14 protein-coding genes and 1 other RNA gene are annotated in these 16,415 nt (G+C 44.2%); 11 read left to right on the top strand and 4 right to left on the bottom strand.

Annotated elements, in window-relative coordinates; translation table 11 throughout:
• Positions 1–25: 25 nt before the first annotated feature.
• On the bottom strand, positions 26–886 hold the full coding sequence (tesB, locus tag R7R78_RS20665) for an acyl-CoA thioesterase II (RefSeq protein WP_005378575.1): 861 nt from the start codon (positions 884–886) through the stop codon (positions 26–28).
• A gap of 240 nt (positions 887–1,126) precedes the next feature.
• On the opposite strand from tesB, the gene R7R78_RS20660 reads away from it, so the two are divergent.
• A complete protein-coding gene (locus R7R78_RS20660; RefSeq protein ID WP_005378572.1) occupies positions 1,127–1,561 on the top strand; it encodes a YbaY family lipoprotein in 435 nt (144 codons plus the stop codon).
• A 30-nt stretch (positions 1,562–1,591) separates the two neighbouring features.
• On the opposite strand, the gene R7R78_RS20655 is transcribed toward R7R78_RS20660, so the two are convergent.
• The gene (locus R7R78_RS20655; protein WP_005378570.1) at positions 1,592–1,894 is read right to left on the bottom strand and encodes a DNA base-flipping protein; all 303 of its coding nucleotides are present in this window, start codon (positions 1,892–1,894) and stop codon (positions 1,592–1,594) included.
• A gap of 257 nt (positions 1,895–2,151) precedes the next feature.
• On the opposite strand from R7R78_RS20655, the gene R7R78_RS20650 reads away from it, so the two are divergent.
• The 7 genes from R7R78_RS20650 (at position 2,152) to udp (ending at position 10,448) form a co-directional block, all read left to right on the top strand.
• Complete coding sequence (locus tag R7R78_RS20650) at positions 2,152–2,895, top strand: hypothetical protein (protein WP_005389942.1); 744 nt, start codon at positions 2,152–2,154, stop codon at positions 2,893–2,895.
• 152 nt (positions 2,896–3,047) lie between these two features.
• Entirely contained in the window at positions 3,048–5,051 is a 2,004-nt protein-coding gene (locus R7R78_RS20645; RefSeq protein ID WP_132936524.1) for a GGDEF domain-containing protein, read from the top strand.
• Positions 5,052–5,188: 137 nt separating this feature from the next.
• An RNA gene (gene ffs, locus R7R78_RS20640) (signal recognition particle sRNA small type) lies at positions 5,189–5,285 on the top strand.
• A 212-nt stretch (positions 5,286–5,497) separates the two neighbouring features.
• Positions 5,498–6,232 (top strand): RNA methyltransferase, encoded by a 735-nt coding sequence (locus tag R7R78_RS20635; RefSeq protein WP_005378485.1) that lies wholly within the window; start codon positions 5,498–5,500, stop codon positions 6,230–6,232.
• Positions 6,233–6,476: 244 nt separating this feature from the next.
• A complete protein-coding gene (locus R7R78_RS20630) occupies positions 6,477–6,896 on the top strand; it encodes a CBS domain-containing protein (RefSeq protein WP_005378483.1) in 420 nt (139 codons plus the stop codon).
• A gap of 172 nt (positions 6,897–7,068) precedes the next feature.
• Positions 7,069–9,375, top strand: coding sequence for a zinc/cadmium/mercury/lead-transporting ATPase (locus R7R78_RS20625; RefSeq protein ID WP_017820006.1), 2,307 nt, complete (start codon positions 7,069–7,071; stop codon positions 9,373–9,375).
• Between the two features lie 314 nt (positions 9,376–9,689).
• Positions 9,690–10,448, top strand: a complete 759-nt coding sequence (gene udp, locus R7R78_RS20620; RefSeq protein WP_005378479.1) for a uridine phosphorylase — start codon at positions 9,690–9,692, stop codon at positions 10,446–10,448.
• 157 nt (positions 10,449–10,605) lie between these two features.
• Here the strand turns inward: udp and R7R78_RS20615 are convergent, their stop codons facing one another.
• Together R7R78_RS20615 and R7R78_RS20610 are read right to left on the bottom strand one after the other, a co-directional pair.
• On the bottom strand, positions 10,606–11,766 hold the full coding sequence (locus tag R7R78_RS20615) for a DUF1887 family protein (protein WP_005378476.1): 1,161 nt from the start codon (positions 11,764–11,766) through the stop codon (positions 10,606–10,608).
• A gap of 163 nt (positions 11,767–11,929) precedes the next feature.
• Positions 11,930–13,921, bottom strand: a complete 1,992-nt coding sequence (locus R7R78_RS20610; protein ID WP_225474189.1) for a methyl-accepting chemotaxis protein — start codon at positions 13,919–13,921, stop codon at positions 11,930–11,932.
• A 269-nt stretch (positions 13,922–14,190) separates the two neighbouring features.
• Between R7R78_RS20610 and hinT the strand changes: the two genes are divergently transcribed.
• The 3 genes from hinT to R7R78_RS20595 all read left to right on the top strand — a co-directional run bounded on the left by hinT (position 14,191) and on the right by R7R78_RS20595 (position 16,400).
• On the top strand, positions 14,191–14,541 hold the full coding sequence (gene hinT, locus R7R78_RS20605; RefSeq protein WP_005378473.1) for a purine nucleoside phosphoramidase: 351 nt from the start codon (positions 14,191–14,193) through the stop codon (positions 14,539–14,541).
• Between the two features lie 69 nt (positions 14,542–14,610).
• Positions 14,611–16,008 (top strand): COG3014 family protein, encoded by a 1,398-nt coding sequence (locus R7R78_RS20600; RefSeq protein ID WP_025766940.1) that lies wholly within the window; start codon positions 14,611–14,613, stop codon positions 16,006–16,008.
• The gene (locus R7R78_RS20595) at positions 16,008–16,400 is read left to right on the top strand and encodes a YcfL family protein (RefSeq protein WP_005378469.1); all 393 of its coding nucleotides are present in this window, start codon (positions 16,008–16,010) and stop codon (positions 16,398–16,400) included. The genes R7R78_RS20600 and R7R78_RS20595 overlap by 1 nt, the downstream gene beginning before the upstream one ends.
• Positions 16,401–16,415: the final 15 nt, after the last annotated feature.

The raw sequence follows: 16,415 nt of genomic DNA, 5'->3' as shown, positions 1-16,415 counted from the left end.
CCTTTTTTCGTGTAACGAACACGAGCTATTTCGTGTAGCGCATCACCCCTTCTTGCACGGCGGTCGCCACTAAGTGACCTTGCTGGTTGTATATTTCGCCACGGACCAACCCACGAGTATTGCTCGCCGTTGGGCTCTCTATCGCATATAGAAGCCATTCATCCATCTTAAACGGGCGATGGAACCAGATAGAGTGGTCAATGGTGGCCACTTGAAAGTTAGGCGTCATTAATGAGACTTCATGTGGATGCATTGCTGTTACAAGGAATCCCCAATCGGATGCGTAGGCCAGAAGGTACTGGTGAATTAGCTGATTCTCTGGCATTTCACCATTAGCACGAATCCAAAGGTACTGTTTGGGTTCTGCTTTTTTGGGCTTCAAAGGGTTGATAACCGTAACGGGGCGAGTTTCGATTGGCTTTTCCCCGCAAAATGTTTTGCGTAAGCGTTTGGGTAGAAATTCTGCAATATGGCTTGCGAGCTCACTCTCTGAGGCAAAGTTTTCTGGACCAGGGATATCTGGCATTTCTTTTTGATGATCAAACCCAGGTTGATCGCCATGGTAGGATGCGGTTAGGTAAAAAATAGGGCGTCCATTTTGAATTGCCTTTACGCGTCTAGTGCTAAAGCTACGGCCATCTCTCAGATTTTCTACATCATAAATAATAGGTTTTTCTGGATCGCCAGGGTACAAAAAATAGCTATGGAAGGAGTGTACCGTGCGTGTTTCTTCAACGGTGTAGCGCGCAGCAGAAAGTGCTTGCCCAATTACTTGACCGCCATAAACTTGAGGCAAACCTAGGTTTTCACTTTGGCCACGAAACAAGCCTTCTTCTAATTTTTCGAGTTGTAGTAGGCTGAGCAATTCTCGTAGTGGTTTACTCATTGTGTCTCCTCACCGTTGTCTTTCATTCCAAGTTACCTCAACAGCCTCACTCTTGTGAAGTGGCATAGTTAAGAACTATTGAGTAACTTAGAAATAGTATTGTTCCAATTATGAAACAAAATCAATTGTTTGATAAATTCTAACTCAGTCAAACTATTGTCAAATAAAGTGACAGGAAGCAGACAGTTTTATATTCCACACCTATAATTGCCTCGGTTTAATGCTCTTTTCGAGGAATATATGAAAAAAACACTACTACTTGTTACTTCTCTACTCTTTGGGGCTGCGTTAGTGGGTTGCCAAACTTCTCAAAATACAGAAATGGAATCTACAGAAGCGTCAATGAAGACGATTACAGGTACAGTGGCTTATCGCGAGCGGATTGCCTTGCCACCAAACGCAGTGGTTACTATTGCGTTAGAAGATGTGTCCTTGGCGGATGCGCCAGCAAAAGTGTTGGCGAAACAGACATTCGAAACGGAAGGTAAGCAAGTTCCTCTTTCTTTTGAGTTGAGTTACGACAGCAATGAAATCAAACCAAACCATCGTTACAGCGTTCGTGCTCGCATTGAGGTAGATGGAAAGCTGCGTTTTATCAGCGACACACATAACGGTGTTATTACAGATGAAGCACAAACTCACCAATTAGATATTCGTCTAGTTGGAACACGTTAATACGACGTAGTGAGAACAAAAAATGGCAGCTTAAGGCTGCCATTTGTATTTTTTAAGTGAAGTTTTGCCAACTTCCGAGACTTCAATCCCTTCTGCTTCTAATTTCTTTTTTTGTCGCTCTAAGTCTCTGCCTTTTAAAGATATTTTTCCTTGGCTATTTACCACTCTAAACCAGGGGAGTTTGCTGCCTTCTGGTAGGTTACCCAGTGCTTTACCAACATGTCTCGCATAGCCCGGATAACCGGCCATTTTTGCAATTTCCCCATAGGTGGAGACTTTTCCTTTTGGAATTTGGTGAATTACAGCAAAGATTTGCGCTAAAAATTGGTCCATACTCAAAAGTGTCTATTTTGGATTACTAAGGAATGGTAAACCATTGGACTTGTATATTGCTAACGGTTCTTAACCCTTGTGTTGCCAGCGACTCACTTTGAAGAATTACATTTTCTGTTCTTTAGTGTCGTTGGTTGATGAGCCTTAAACAGCATGAAGCAAACGCAAGCTAAGCTTGAATCTAGACCCTCTCAACGACTTTCAATCCCAGTTTTTGCCGTTGAGTTACCAAGTAGGTGGGGAAGCCAGGAGGCGCTATGATTTTATCGACACTTCAATTTTTCGTTACGACCTTACTCGCTGTTGTCTGCGTTCGGGCGATGAGTTTGAGCGAGGGTGACATTCCCGTTCTTGCACTTATGATCCCCGCGCTGTGGGTTCTGCCACAAGGTGGGTTCGCTGGCCTAGTATTACTGGGCGCGATGATGGCTTTTGGTGCGACACTCTCAATGCAGCCAATTGCTTTGTCGGTTGGTGTTTTGATCCTTTTCCCACTTTTAATGGTGGTGTTTTCTCGTAGAAGCTCTTTAGGCGTGTTGCTCACCGCTGGTCTTATTGTACTTACACTGCAAGTTGGTCTTATGGTCACACAGCAAGGCGGTAAGCTGGATGGGTCTGCTTGGGTTACAGTGGTTCAAACCATTGCGGTTATGGCGATGTGGTGGTCGGCTGCGCATTGGACGCCATCCAATAAACACAGCTGGTGGCCGTTGTTTTTGTTGCTCCCATTGTGGATTGCAGGCCTACCGTACGCCGTTCTTATGGCGTTAAGCTTGACGGGAATGTTAGCGTCAATGGAAGCACTTGCGAAGCTTCAACATACCATTCGTTGGAGCAAATTATTATGTTGGACATTGCCGACTGTGGGTTTTGCCGCTTTAGTCGTCAGCCCGACCACGGATGTGCCAAACCCTGTTTTCGTGGTTTGGATCTGTTTGTTAGGGACGGCTTGGATGACTGACTATATTTTACGTAGTAGCGATGAACAGGCTGAATTATGAGTTTTTAGTCAGGTAAAAAGTGACATGTGCGGCAGAGTATCGAATTGGTTGTGGAACAAAATGGAGATTAGTATATGTTCTTCATTTCATATTTACTACACTTCCAATAATAATAACCACAATATAAGTGGTTGATTTAAGATAAGTTTGTCATGACAACTTTTGCTCGAACACTGTTGCTTTTTGCATGTTGCCTCTTGAGTTTGAATGTAAAAGCCGAAGCCCCTTTAATTGCTCATTATAAAGTCGCGACTGAAGCGGATGATGTCGTCACTCGTGTTCTTTTCAATGCTGCTTCAAAGGAGTTTGGCTTTACCGTTCAATACGTGAACTACTCCAGCTTTGATGCCATTCTAAATTCAGTAGCGAATGGGGAAGCTGACTTTGCTGCGAATATCACTTACACACAAGAACGTGCTCAACGTTTTAGTTATTCCCGCCCAACAAATATCGAATATACCTACCTCTTTGGTTTAAAAGATTCGACGTTGAGTGACATTTCGCGTGTTGGCGTCCCCAAAGATACAGTTTATGCCCAATTACTTAAACAACACTACCCTGAGCTAGAACAGATCTCTTATCAAGGTCACGAACAAGCAGTAACACTGCTACGTTCAGGTGCTGTGGATGGCGTTGTCGATGCCATTAACCAGCTCAAGCCGATGCTGATGGAGGGGTTTGACGCCAAGATGCTCAATGATCAGATTTCGATAAAGCCCGTATCCATCATCAGTAAAAAAGATCATCATCTTGAAGAGTTGGACACGTTCGCTACGTTTATTCACGGGGAAGCGGTGCAAAAGCAGCTTCGCGAAGAAATTTCCCAGTATCAATTTGAATTAAGGCGAGCAGCGTTGCGTGATTCTATTCGTTTATTACCCCTTGATTTTAATGAACCAATACGGATTAAGCTGGAATCTATCTTTCCATATGTTGTATACAACGCAGATGGTAGTGTCGAAGGGATGACGGCTGATGTAGTCCTGAGAAGCTGTGAGATCTTGGCTTTAAACTGCTTGATCATTAGTGAGCCTGGTGAAAGCTGGGGTTCTATGTACCATGAGTTTATCCAAGGTAATTTCGAAATTTTGGCGCCGTTAACGGTCAGCCGTGAGCGGCGCGCATTTAGCTACTTTCCAAAGTCCCATTACGCGCCAGCATCGGTGATGGTCAAGCGTTTAGGTTACAAACCGAGCACATACTCTCATGTTTCACAGTTGATATCTGAGCGGATTGGCGTAGTTAAGGATGACTTTTTCGATCAAATGATGACGCAACTGTTACCGCTAAAAGAACTCAAACGTTATCGTACCCAACAAGAGCTCATTCAGGGGCTACTAAATGAAGAAGTCGATTACATTCCGATGGATACGGCGATGCTCAATCATTTTTTACGTCTCAGTGAATTGGTTCCGATAGAGCAGGATACCGCTATTGGCGAGTTTTATGAGTCACAACTCTCTGTTGGATTGGTCGCGAATGAAAAAGGAGCCATGCTTGCGCCTTTCTTCAGTCGAGCGATAGCGATGTTAGAAGTTGATAAGATCATTGCTCAGTACGATGTACGCCCAGATTGGCGTACCGCACTTGAATATGAGATTCGATTAGCGACGCAAACACAAGCTGTGTTTATCTTTGTATTATTGTTTGCTATTTGTGTTTCGCTTTATCTTTACCGTCAATCGAACACTGACAACTTAACAGGGTTAAGGAATCGTCGTGCGTTGCAAGTAAAGTATCGAAAAGGAGTAAACAAAGATCTATCCATACTTTACTTAGACATTAATCATTTCAAACGAATCAATGACACTTATGGTCATCGCGCTGGGGACGAAGTTTTACAACTACTGGCGCTAAAAATTCATTATGTCTGGTCGGGAAGATGTTATCGAATTGGAGGGGATGAGTTCATATTACTGGGTTATCCTACGCAAGCCGAGTTAACTAGAGCAATGAGAGAGCTCAGTAGAATCGATGTGAAAGGCAAATTATGTAGTGATTTGGAGTCTATAAGTATCTCTATTGGTTTCTCTGCAAAAAGGGAACGGCACATGAGCTTAGAGCAAGCGATGCATTTGGCTGATGAAGACATGTACATGAGTAAGCAGTCCTCACGGCACGACTCCTCTTATCGTGACTGCACGGTTTCATCATAAAGGAATGAATTGATCGAGTTTTGTTCAAACGGTAATGAAATGATGAAATTCAAGGTTTTTGCTCTTGCATTATGAGAGCTGATACTGAATAATCGCCCCATCGATTGAGGCAAGACCTCTCGAAAAGAATTATGGGGCTCTGGTCCTCTCGCAACAATAGCTCGTGAACTCGGTCAGGTCCGGAAGGAAGCAGCCGCAGCGTGTGACTTGTGTGCCGGGATGTGGCTGGGGTCCCACCCTTTGAAAGCCCTGCGTTATCGCAGGGCTTTTTTCGTTTTTGAGCCTTCTTTTATTTTGGCTACGCTTGGTGTTCAACGTCTTCTGATGATCAAGCTTCTTGAGGTTATTTAGGTATAATTTATAATCTCATCCGCTCGATACCGAACTTTCGTGAAGATTGTTTAGGGTACACTCGCCGAATAACCATTTTCACCTGGGATACTTTAATGATTTCAAAAAACCAATTAAAACTGCTTCGTGCTTTAGGTCAAAAGAAACAGCGTAAAGCGCATGGCTTATTCCTAGTTCAGGGTGAAAAGAACGTACTAGAGCTAGCAAGTAGTTCATTGAAGGTGAAGCAGGTTTTTGCAACAGCGGCATTTCTCGAACAAAATGCTGGTACGCTAAATCGTTTTGATTGTGTTGAAGCATCGCTTGATGAATTGACCAAAGCGAGCACGCTTGTGAGCAATAATGCGGCCATTGCTGTGGTTGAAATTCCGAGTGTAAAAGAGCCTCAAGCGAAAGGCTTGATGATTGCGCTAGATGGTGTATCCGACCCTGGTAATCTAGGTACGATTATTCGTGTTGCAGACTGGTATGGCATCAAGCACATTATTGCGAGTACAGATTGTGCTGATCCTTATAATCCTAAAACGATCAGTGCGACCATGGGCAGCTTTGGCCGCGTACAAGTGAGTTTGGTGGATTTGCCAAGTTACTTGGAACACGCCAAATTGCCAGTATATGGCGCGTTTTTGGAAGGAGAGAGCGTTCATAAAACGGATTTCGCTGCTGAAGGTATTTTGTTGATGGGCAGCGAATCTCATGGTGTGCGTGAAGCCGCAGCAAAATTCGTGACAGATAAGATCACGATTCCGGCGTTTGGCGGTGCCGAATCACTGAATGTCGCGATGGCGACTGGCATTATTTTAGACAACATGCGCCGCCAACATAGCTAACGCAACAATTACATAATAACAAAGCCAGTCAATTGACTGGCTTTGTTGTATTTTGCCTAGAAAAATCAGCCTGGCTGAATCTTGCGTTTAACGAAATACAGTGAATGTTGTTCGGTGAGTTAATTTTGTTTTAGTTCAATAGGCTGTGCCTATAAATAAAATTACTCCTTTCCATTTAGTAAAATCAGGAAATTAGGCGACACTTATCTAAAGGCCGCAATAAAATGCCCTTAAGGAGATAAGAATGCATTCATTAAAAGTAAAAGATTACATGACGTTGCAAGCGGTGACTTTCACGAAAGATATGTCACTTTCGGCAGCTTTAAACAAAGTAATGCAAAGTGTCACACTAGGTGGCCCTGTCATTGATGAAAATGAAAAAGTGGTTGGGTTTTTATCGGAGCAAGACTTATTAGATAAGTTGGTGAAAGCAAGTTATCACTGCCAAGATACACATACGGTACAAGAGTGTATGCATGATGATGTCTTATCTGTTTCTCCAGAAATGTCAGTAATTGAACTGGCTGACATGATGAAAGTTGGAAAGCCGAAAATGTATCCAGTGGTGGATGGCAAAGGTAAGTTGGTTGGTGTTATCACAAGAAGAGACGTGCTGCGTGCCATAGGAATGACATTAAATGAGTGTTTTAAGCATCCCGTTTAACCTCTCTGTTTAAACTTTACGGAATATTGCTTTTAAACTGGTTTGGAAAGACGCTTCGGCGTCTTTTTTATTTTCTATCGCCGAACTGTACAAATTTATCTTGACCTTGGAGCTTACTCTAAGGTTTATCCTTAGCAATAGGTAAATCACCGATACCAATAAGGAAAAAATTATGTGTACAAAACATCAAGGTTGCCAATCTAGCAAAATCAAAACTGCGGTGCCGCTTGGTGCAAGCGAGTCATGCTGTGCGCCAGTAAAATCTTCGCTCAATATCTCTCAGGCCAGTGTTGATGTTTCTGAAAGCTCTTGCTGTAGTGGAGGAGGCTGCAGCGTTGACACAGGCGAGGAAGACGATCCCACAAGGGAGAGTAATTCCTCCGTTCGGAACGCTTGGCTTGTGTCAGGTATGGATTGCCCATCTTGTGCGCAAAAGCTTGAGAAAGCCATTACGTCTTTACAAGGCGTCAGCCAAGCCAAGGTTTTGTTTGCAACAGAAAAACTGGTCGTCGATTTTGATGGTCTAGAGCTGATAGCTACGATAGAGCAGACAGCCCAAAAAACGGGTTTCCCGCTCTCTTCACTTGATGCTCCAAAACCAAGCACTACAAAGAAAGGCTGGCTTGGCGTCATAAGAGACAACATCCAAATTCTCTCGATTGCTGGTGCAATGGCTACTGCGGCAGTAATTTCTAAGATCGACCCTCAAATAAGCGCTTGGTTATTCACTTTGACGTGTTTACTTGGTTTATACCCAATCGCGCTCAAAGCATTTAAGTTGGCGCGTAGCGGTACGCCTTTTGCGATTGAAACGTTAATGAGTGTAGCGGCGCTCGGCGCTTTATATTTAGGTGAAACCGCCGAAGCCGCAATGGTGTTATTGCTTTTCCTTATTGGTGAAAAGTTAGAAGCATATGCATCATCTCGCGCGCGAAGCGGTGTCCAGGCGTTAATGGACTTAGTCCCAGAAAATTCAATTTTAATTATTGATGGTGAACGCAAAGAAGTACCAGCTGCGCAGCTTAAACCAGGGGATATCATAGAAGTCGCACCCGGAGGTCGTTTGCCTGCCGACGGTGTTTTGCAAGATGCGCTTGCGAGTTTTGACGAAAGTGCGTTAACGGGAGAATCTGTTCCCGTTGAACATCAAACCGGTGGCAAAGTGATGGCCGGGGCTGTGGTTGTCGATAAAGTGGTTCGTTTACAGGTGACTTCCCGTCAGGGCGAGAATGCGATAGATCGAATTCTTCATTTGATTGAAGAAGCAGAATCCCGTAAGGCACCATTAGAACGCTTTCTTGATAAATTTAGCCGTTGGTATACGCCACTAATGATGTTGGTGTCTCTGATGGTTATCGTTACGCCGCCATTACTATTTGCCCAACCGTGGGAAACGTGGATCTATCGAGGACTCGCCCTGCTGTTGATTGCTTGTCCATGTGCATTAGTCATTTCAACGCCTGCGGCGATCACTTCTGGCTTGGCGGCAGCGGCTAAGCGGGGCGCATTGATCAAAGGTGGAGCGGCGCTTGAGTTGCTTGGCAAGGTTGAGTCTGTCGCATTTGATAAAACTGGGACACTGACGCAAGGTAAACCAGAAGTGACCGACGTCTTTGCTTTTGATATGGATGAAGACAAGTTACTTAGCCTAACTGCGTCAATCGAGGTTGGTTCAAGTCATCCTCTAGCGGTTTCTTTAGTTACCAAAGTGCAAGAGCAGGGGCTTACTATTCCTGAAGCGTTGGATAAAACCGCGCAAGTAGGCTCTGGTGTCACTGGTTACGTCGATGGAAAAATGGTCCAAGTGGTCACGCCTTCAAAGGCAGACTTTCCACTTTCTCAAGAAGCCAAAGAGCAAGTGGTTACGTTGGAACAACAAGGTAAAACGGTTGTCATTGTTCGTTACGATGACGAGGTCATTGGCGTGATCGCATGGCAAGATACATTGCGCTCAGATGCCCAGCAAGCCATCGCAATGTTGAAGGAACTTGGGGTCACGTCGGTGATGCTAACGGGTGACAACCCGAGAAGTGCAGAAGCAATGGCAAATAGAATAGGCTTGGATTATAAAGCGAGTTTGTTACCTGCAGACAAGGTGCATTACGTCGAGAAACTATCACAACAACATACCGTTGCGATGGTGGGAGACGGTATCAATGATGCTCCAGCCATGAAAGCTTCGAGCATTGGTATTGCGATGGGAGGCGGTACGGATGTTGCGCTCGAGACTGCTGATGCGGCGTTAACACACAACCGGTTGATTGAGCTACCTGCCATGATAGAACTGTCGCGTGCGACGCTAAGTAACATTCGTCAGAATGTCGCGTTAGCGCTAGGTTTGAAAGGTGTATTCTTAGTGACAAGTTTACTTGGGGTTACTGGGTTGTGGGTTGCAGTATTAGCTGACAGTGGTGCAACAGCACTGGTGACATTGAATGCGTTGAGATTACTTCGTTTTGAGTCCAAACAGATCAAATAACTGACCTAACCAATGATCCCACTCATTAATAGCCCGAGGCATTCGTGTATCGGGCTTTTTTTAACCGTATTCACCTGATGCGATCAGACGTTTTTCTCGTCCTTGAAATCACGCATTGCTATGCAACAAAATGACTTAATGCCCCCTAAAGTGTGATCAATACCAGTTTTGTTTGAAATTTCATTTTCATTACATTTTGTCATTGTGATTGTGATCACTCTATGTTGGTGAAAGGTTCGCTACAGTGCATCTGTACCCAATAACTGATTAATGAGCTTATTGTTCATAAAATAAGCCACAATAAGGAGCGACTTATGTCTCAAGCTGTATTCCATTTAGGTGTTACTGAAGCTGATCTTAATGGTGCGACTCTAGCGATCATTCCTGGTGACCCAGCGCGTGTTCAAAAAATCGCAGAACAAATGGAAAATCCAGTATTTCTAGCAAGCCATCGTGAATACACGCTATACCGTGCAGAGCTAGACGGTAAACCTGTTGTGGTTTGTTCTACAGGTATTGGTGGTCCTTCTACCTCTATCGCAGTTGAGGAATTGGCACAGCTTGGTGTTCGTACTTTCCTACGTGTTGGTACAACGGGTGCAATTCAACCGCATGTAAACGTGGGTGACATGATCGTAACGACGGGGTCAGTTCGTCTTGACGGTGCGAGCCTACACTTTGCTCCTATGGAATTCCCAGCAGTTGCTGACTTTGAAGTAGCAACCGCAATGAAAGCAGCGGTAGAAGAGTCTGGCGCTACAGTTCACATGGGTGTGACTGCATCAAGCGACACGTTCTACCCTGGTCAAGAACGTTACGATACGTTCTCTGGTCGTGTTGTTAAGCGTTTCCAAGGCTCTATGCAAGAATGGCAAGACATGGGCGTACTTAACTTCGAGATGGAGTCTGCAACACTGCTAACAATGTGTGCGAGCTCTGGTTTAAAAGCGGGTTGTGTGGCAGGTGTTATCATCAACCGTACACAAAAAGAGATTCCAGATCATTCAACTCTGAAAGAAACGGAAGCGCGTTCAATTAAAGTGGTTGTAGAAGCAGCGCGTAAAATGCTTTAAGCCCCTATAGTTGGCATTTAAACAAACAGAAAAAACCAGAGGCTAACCTTTGGTTTTTTTCTAGTTATAGAAATGCGTACAGCTAAAATTTAGGTATAAAAAAAGCAGCATTAATGCTGCTTTTTATCGTTGTGAATTTTAGCTTTTCTTAATGGCACTATATCTCGTCTGAACCGCCCGCGTCTTTAAACCAAGCAGTTAAGTGCGTTCTTAAATCTTTAAGCTCATCAGGGCCAATCAGGGCTAGCCCTAAGTCTTCAGCACGAGTAATGTCATTGTGACGAAGAGGACGGAAGCTCACCAACATTGCGCGCGCTTGTAAGCCACCTAATAGATCGCGAAGCGATTCTAACTTATATAAAGTATCGTCGCCGTCATCTCTCATGCCTTTGGTTTTGCACTCGATGATGTGCAACTTATTGTTTACAACTGTTGCGACATCTAACTCATTGCGTACTTCACTTTCACCAAGTTTGCGATAAACCTGAACATTTAACGATCGATCTTGGATCGTCGGCATGGTGTCTTGGATTTGCTTCACGGTGCTGTGAACCAAAGTTTCTAACCACTCACCGTTTGAAAAGCGTCGAGCATCTTCATCTGCAAACGTTAAAACGCCATTCTCATAGGTGGCGATTTCTGCTTCTACTAAATCTGAAAGCAACATGTTGAGCTCACGGTAGCCCTGCTGTTTTTCGGAGAGCTCGACATCAAGCTTTTGTTCTTTGCGGCATGTGGTTGCAAGGTAGTTAAGTGTTGCTAGACCTGGCCCAAGCTCAAGCGCATTTGAGGCCCATCGTTCACCAAGTTCATACAATTTTTTATCAAGAAGAGGTGGTAAATCAACGTGGTGAAACTCGCCGCGTGCACCAAAGATAGTGAGGTAATCTGCAATCGTAATGTGATCTTCGACTTGGGTATCTTCTTTGCCATCAGGGTATAACCAACAAAGCTTATCGCTACTAGGCTCTACCACAAAAATTGGCCAGCGATAGGTACGGAAAACTTCGTACACCGACAACAAGCGATGACGAAGACCACAGCTCGCGTTCAATTTTACATCTTCGCCGCGTTCATGGAGGTCTTTTGCCAATTTTTGAATTGCTTGTTTGATCAGAGATGTATTAACAGCGGATGGAATTTCAAAAAATTCAGAAGTAATTTCTCGTTGATCTAAAACGGCACTCAGTCGGTCAAATATATCTAACTGGCTCTTGTCTCCGATGAAGACGATATGTGTGCTTAGCGTACGATTATCTAATAGAGGAGTGACCAATCTCACTGGGTCTTGGTCGATAATACCAACATGAACAGCCATAGATTTTCCTTTTTATGAGGCCGCTCGAAAAGAGTTGTGCAAGGGGATGAGCTGGCCTTATTAATCATATGTAGACATGGCCGACAAAAAACAAGGGCGACTTAACAAAAAGTCGCCCTTATACAGTTGATTGCACTAATTAATGCTCTTAGTTATAAAGTATTTATAACTTAAAGCGGTGGACCAATTCATTTTGCTGATGAGCCAAGTGGGTCAGTGATTCACTGGTTTGTGCGATACTCGACATGGCTTGGAAACTTTCATCGGCGATACTGTTGATATCTTCAATGCTGCGAGCAATGTCTGTTGATGTTTCACTTTGCTCTGCTGCTGCTTGTGAAATGTGCGTACTCATTTGGCTGATTTCGATGATTAGCGCCTGGATCTCTTCCATTGAGCTGTTCGCTTTTGATGCTTGCTCAACCGACATCTCCATATCGCTCATACAGCTTTGTATGACTTGGTTCGCCGATTGCGAGCTAGCTTGCAGATTACTGATCATGGATTCAATTTCAGTGGTTGATTGAGTCGTTCTTGATGCGAGTACTCGTACTTCATCTGCCACTACCGCGAAGCCGCGACCTTGTTCACCAGCGCGAGCCGCTTCAATTGCCGCGTTCAATGCCAGTAGGTTGGTTTGCTCCGCAATGTTGCGGATCACATCAAGGATAGACCCAATTTGACCACTCATTTTTTGTAGCTCAGAAACTGCGGAAACCGATTCGTTCAAACGTGTTTCTAGTTGATTAATGGTTGAGATATTACTGCTCATAACATTTCTGCCTTCTTCAGAGGCAGATTCGACGCGTTGCACCATTTCTAGAGAGCATTGCGCACTTTGCGCGACTTCCTGCACTGAATGGGACATTTCTGTCATCGCGGTAGCGACGTTTGCCGTTTGTTCGCGTTGAGAGCTCAATTTAATTTGTGCTTGCGAAGAGGTGCGTTCGTTGGTTGTCGCGGTTGACGATAGGTTTTCTGACGCTTCGTTGAGTTTCACCAAGATCTCGTGAAGGTTGTCGGCGAGTGAGTTAATGTGTCCACTCACACGGCTGAATTCGTTGTTATAGCGAATGTCGATACGCTGTGTCATATCACCTTCAGTCAGGCCTTCTAACACTTTTAGAATACGAGTCAACGGCTCGCGAACGCTTTGTGCGATGTGGTAGCCAATCGCTGTCGCGAGTAAAACGACAATAACGCCAATGATGATGGCTTTCGTTACACCCGCCGAATATATGTCACCTGCATCTGCCAATGATTCATTGAGCTTATCTGTTGCGGTTGTCGTAAATTGCTCAAGAATCGCCATGGTTGAATCCACTTTATTTGCTAGGTTGGCGATATTGTTATACAAAGCGGCGCGAGCATTGAGGTAATTATTATGTTGGTCTAGCACACCGCCACGCATACCGACGTCACGAGTAAATTGCTCTACAGATTCGCCAAATGCTTTTTCTAGCTCAGGAAGCTGAGTCACCAACCCGCGGAATGCGTAATTCAAGTGCGTTACTGCTTTGCGGTTTTTAGCCACGGCTTGCGTAACAAACTCAGGGTTGGAACTGGCGAGGGCATCAGAGGTAATTACTTCGGCATCTTTTAACTTGATAAAGTAGCTCTTTGCCATGACTTTGACAGAAATGCTGGTTTGATCTGCCACATATTCTTTAAGACCAACCGACAGTTCGGTATTCAGTTTTTGGAAGCGGCGTGAGGATTTTTGCACTTCTTCTTGAGCCGCGAACATTGCTTCGTAGTTGTCCATGGCCTCTAGAGCTTCTGTAAAATAGCTCTGCTCTAACGTTTTTAACTGTGAAAACGGTTCGGCAAGAGAAGGGTAGGTTTGGCTTGCGGTTTTCAGTTGAGCCAATGTGGATTCGAAGCGCTGTTGAGATCTAGCAAATTCCTGACGCATTTCATCCATGCGTTGTTTATTCTCTGTCGTCAGGAAGTCTTTAAATGATTTGTCGGCAGAAAGCAGCTCAACACTGGTTTGATTAGATAACGATACCAACGGTAGGGATGATTTAGAAACCGTGCCAAATTTTCCGTGAATATCACTCATTCCTCCCATCATAATGGCAATTGTGACGGCAAATAGGATGATGATCAGTGCAAAGCCGGCATACATCCTTTTAATAACTGAACCTCGCATAAGTGAGCTTCCTCTCCCAAAAATAGACAAGCTACCCAAGCATTTTTGAGTTTACTTGGGTATAAAAATAATAATTGTCTTAAAAAAGTAACAAAATTCATTGGATTGTATTCAGTTTGTGACGCGCATTTTATGACGCATACGACAAAAAAAGCTTCGTTAATTAGCATTTGATTAATAATGTTAAGTGAACACTGTTTTTATTGAGCTCCGCTTTTGGTTGGCGCATACTAATTGGGGTCTAATTACGTTTATAAAATGGAGTCCTCATGGCGGAAGAAACGATCTTTAGTAAAATTATTCGCAAGGAAATCCCTGCCGATATCCTTTATCAAGATGATTTGGTGACTGCGTTTCGCGACATTAACCCTCGCACACCAAGCCATATTCTCATTATTCCGAATAAACTGATCCCAACAACGAATGATGTAGAAGCTGAAGATGAAGCAATGATGGGGCGTTTGTTCACTGTTGCTAGAAAGTTAGCGAAAGAAGAAGGTATTGCTGAAGACGGCTATCGCCTGATCGTTAATTGTAATCCACATGGTGGCCAAGAGGTTTACCATATTCACATGCACCTACTAGGCGGCCGCCCTCTAGGTCCAATGGTATTGAGCTAAGCTTTTAAAAGTGGGTGGTGATTCACCCACTTCTTTTTCCTGTCGAATGACACATTTGTGGAGATAAATGTGAAACTAGGTGTAAAGCTGTTAGGGCTGATGAGCTGGGCTTTAATGGCCTCTGGCTGCGCGAATTTATCTGCGGGCAATCTGTTTAGTCATTACAGCAACCAGAATCAAGAAGTTTATCAAGCCGTTGTTGCAGGGGAATATGCCAAAGCAAAACAACTTCAATCAAGTGAAGTGGGTGGCGAGATACTTGGCAATTTTGAAAAAGGTCGCATCTCTTTTCTTGCTGAAGATTACCCGACAAGTTTGAATGCGCTAGAAAGCAGCGATCGTGCCGTACGTGTCCAACAAGATCGAGCGACGATATCTGTGTCAGACACGGCAACGAGCGTCGGCTCTCTCGCAGTGAACGACAATCTCCAAGACTATCATCCCGCCGATTACGAACTTGGCTTTTTGCACCTGTATCTAGGACTAAATTACTTACAGAAAAACGATTTAGAAGGAGCACTAGTTGAAGTGCGTCGAGCTAATCAAGTTCAGGAAGCGGCAAGAAAGGCGCGTGAAAAAGAGCTAAAAGCAGCAGAGAAAGACCTTAACAAGCAAGGCATGTCTGCCAATTTAGGCAGTGTGTTAGCGAACTACCCTGATGCTGGTAAAAAACTAAGCGCGGTACAAAATGGTTATCTGTTCTATCTTTCTGGCTTGTTATATGAAGCGTCGCGAGACTTAAACAGTGCTTATGTTGATTACCGACGAGCACTCGCTGTAATGCCAGACAACAAGCAAGTTGTGGAAAGCACCTTATACGCTGCTAAGAAGCTGGGCATGCGTGAAGACTTGCGCATGCTAGAGAAGCGGTATGGTAAAGCACCTTCTGGATTAACTCAGTCACAAGGGCGAGTCATCGTTATTGATGAGCAGGGTGTTGTTGAGGCGATGAAAGGGTGGCGTATTGATTTACCAATTTACGACAGTCGCGATAATGGCGCGATTTATTCGTTGGCGCTTCCTTATTATCAGAACCGAGGTGCTCAACGTTTTAGCGATGTTGTTTTAAATGGTCAGGTATTGCCTTCCAGTACGCTGACTGATGTTAATGCGATGGCGCAAAACGATCTTAATGAACGTCTTACTACAATAGTGATCCGTCAAGCTCTTCGTGTTTGGGCAAAAGATCGAATCCGAAAAGAGGCGGCGAAAAAAGGCGATGATGTGGGCAACATACTTTTCAATGTATGGAACACATTGACCGAACAGCCAGATACGAGAAGTTGGCAAACATTGCCAGCGCAAGTGAAAACGGCTTCAAAAATCGTGAAACCGGGAACACAAAGTTTAAACTTGGGTGATCAAACCTATCAGTTTGAAGTGCCTGCACAGCAGACTACATTGGTATGGGTATCTCGTCAGGGAGCACACTCAACCGTGTGGCATAAACAGCTAGGGAGACTGTAATGAAAGCATGGCTTGTTTGTTTAGCAATGGCTATTGGTTTAGTTGGATGCGCCGAAAACACGGCTGGTATTCGAATTGATGGCCAAACGCAAAAAGTATTTTTTAATGATAACGTTTTAGGTAGTCGCTTATTAGTTGACAACATCACCACCACTTACGTTGATGATCGCCCACGAGGAGTCGTGCAGCTGAGTAGCAATTACAAAGGTGATCAGCACATTCTTTACCGATTTTATTGGTATGACAACAATGGTTTAGAAGTGAATACCAAACCTGGTCCGTGGCGAAAAATGATTGTGCGAGGATTTGAGCAAGTCACGTTATCTGAAGTTACTGTGAATCCAAATGGCACAAAATTCCGTGTGCAAATTAGAGAAGCACAAGACGATTAATCTTAACGGCTCTGC

Source organism: Vibrio sp. 2134-1, from assembly GCF_033339495.1.
This window is presented reverse-complemented; position numbering and strand designations above follow the sequence as displayed.

Excerpts from the sequence above, each read along its gene's own strand:
- tesB (WP_005378575.1), bottom strand. The coding sequence starts at position 886 with ATGAGTAAACCACTACGAGAATTGCTCAGCCTACTACAACTCGAAAAA.
- R7R78_RS20660 (WP_005378572.1), top strand. The coding sequence starts at position 1,127 with ATGAAAAAAACACTACTACTTGTTACTTCTCTACTCTTTGGGGCTGCG.
- R7R78_RS20655 (WP_005378570.1), bottom strand. The coding sequence starts at position 1,894 with ATGGACCAATTTTTAGCGCAAATCTTTGCTGTAATTCACCAAATTCCA.
- R7R78_RS20650 (WP_005389942.1), top strand. The coding sequence starts at position 2,152 with ATGATTTTATCGACACTTCAATTTTTCGTTACGACCTTACTCGCTGTT.
- R7R78_RS20645 (WP_132936524.1), top strand. The coding sequence starts at position 3,048 with ATGACAACTTTTGCTCGAACACTGTTGCTTTTTGCATGTTGCCTCTTG.
- R7R78_RS20635 (WP_005378485.1), top strand. The coding sequence starts at position 5,498 with ATGATTTCAAAAAACCAATTAAAACTGCTTCGTGCTTTAGGTCAAAAG.
- R7R78_RS20630 (WP_005378483.1), top strand. The coding sequence starts at position 6,477 with ATGCATTCATTAAAAGTAAAAGATTACATGACGTTGCAAGCGGTGACT.
- R7R78_RS20625 (WP_017820006.1), top strand. The coding sequence starts at position 7,069 with ATGTGTACAAAACATCAAGGTTGCCAATCTAGCAAAATCAAAACTGCG.
- udp (WP_005378479.1), top strand. The coding sequence starts at position 9,690 with ATGTCTCAAGCTGTATTCCATTTAGGTGTTACTGAAGCTGATCTTAAT.
- R7R78_RS20615 (WP_005378476.1), bottom strand. The coding sequence starts at position 11,766 with ATGGCTGTTCATGTTGGTATTATCGACCAAGACCCAGTGAGATTGGTC.
- R7R78_RS20610 (WP_225474189.1), bottom strand. The coding sequence starts at position 13,921 with ATGCGAGGTTCAGTTATTAAAAGGATGTATGCCGGCTTTGCACTGATC.
- hinT (WP_005378473.1), top strand. The coding sequence starts at position 14,191 with ATGGCGGAAGAAACGATCTTTAGTAAAATTATTCGCAAGGAAATCCCT.
- R7R78_RS20595 (WP_005378469.1), top strand. The coding sequence starts at position 16,008 with ATGAAAGCATGGCTTGTTTGTTTAGCAATGGCTATTGGTTTAGTTGGA.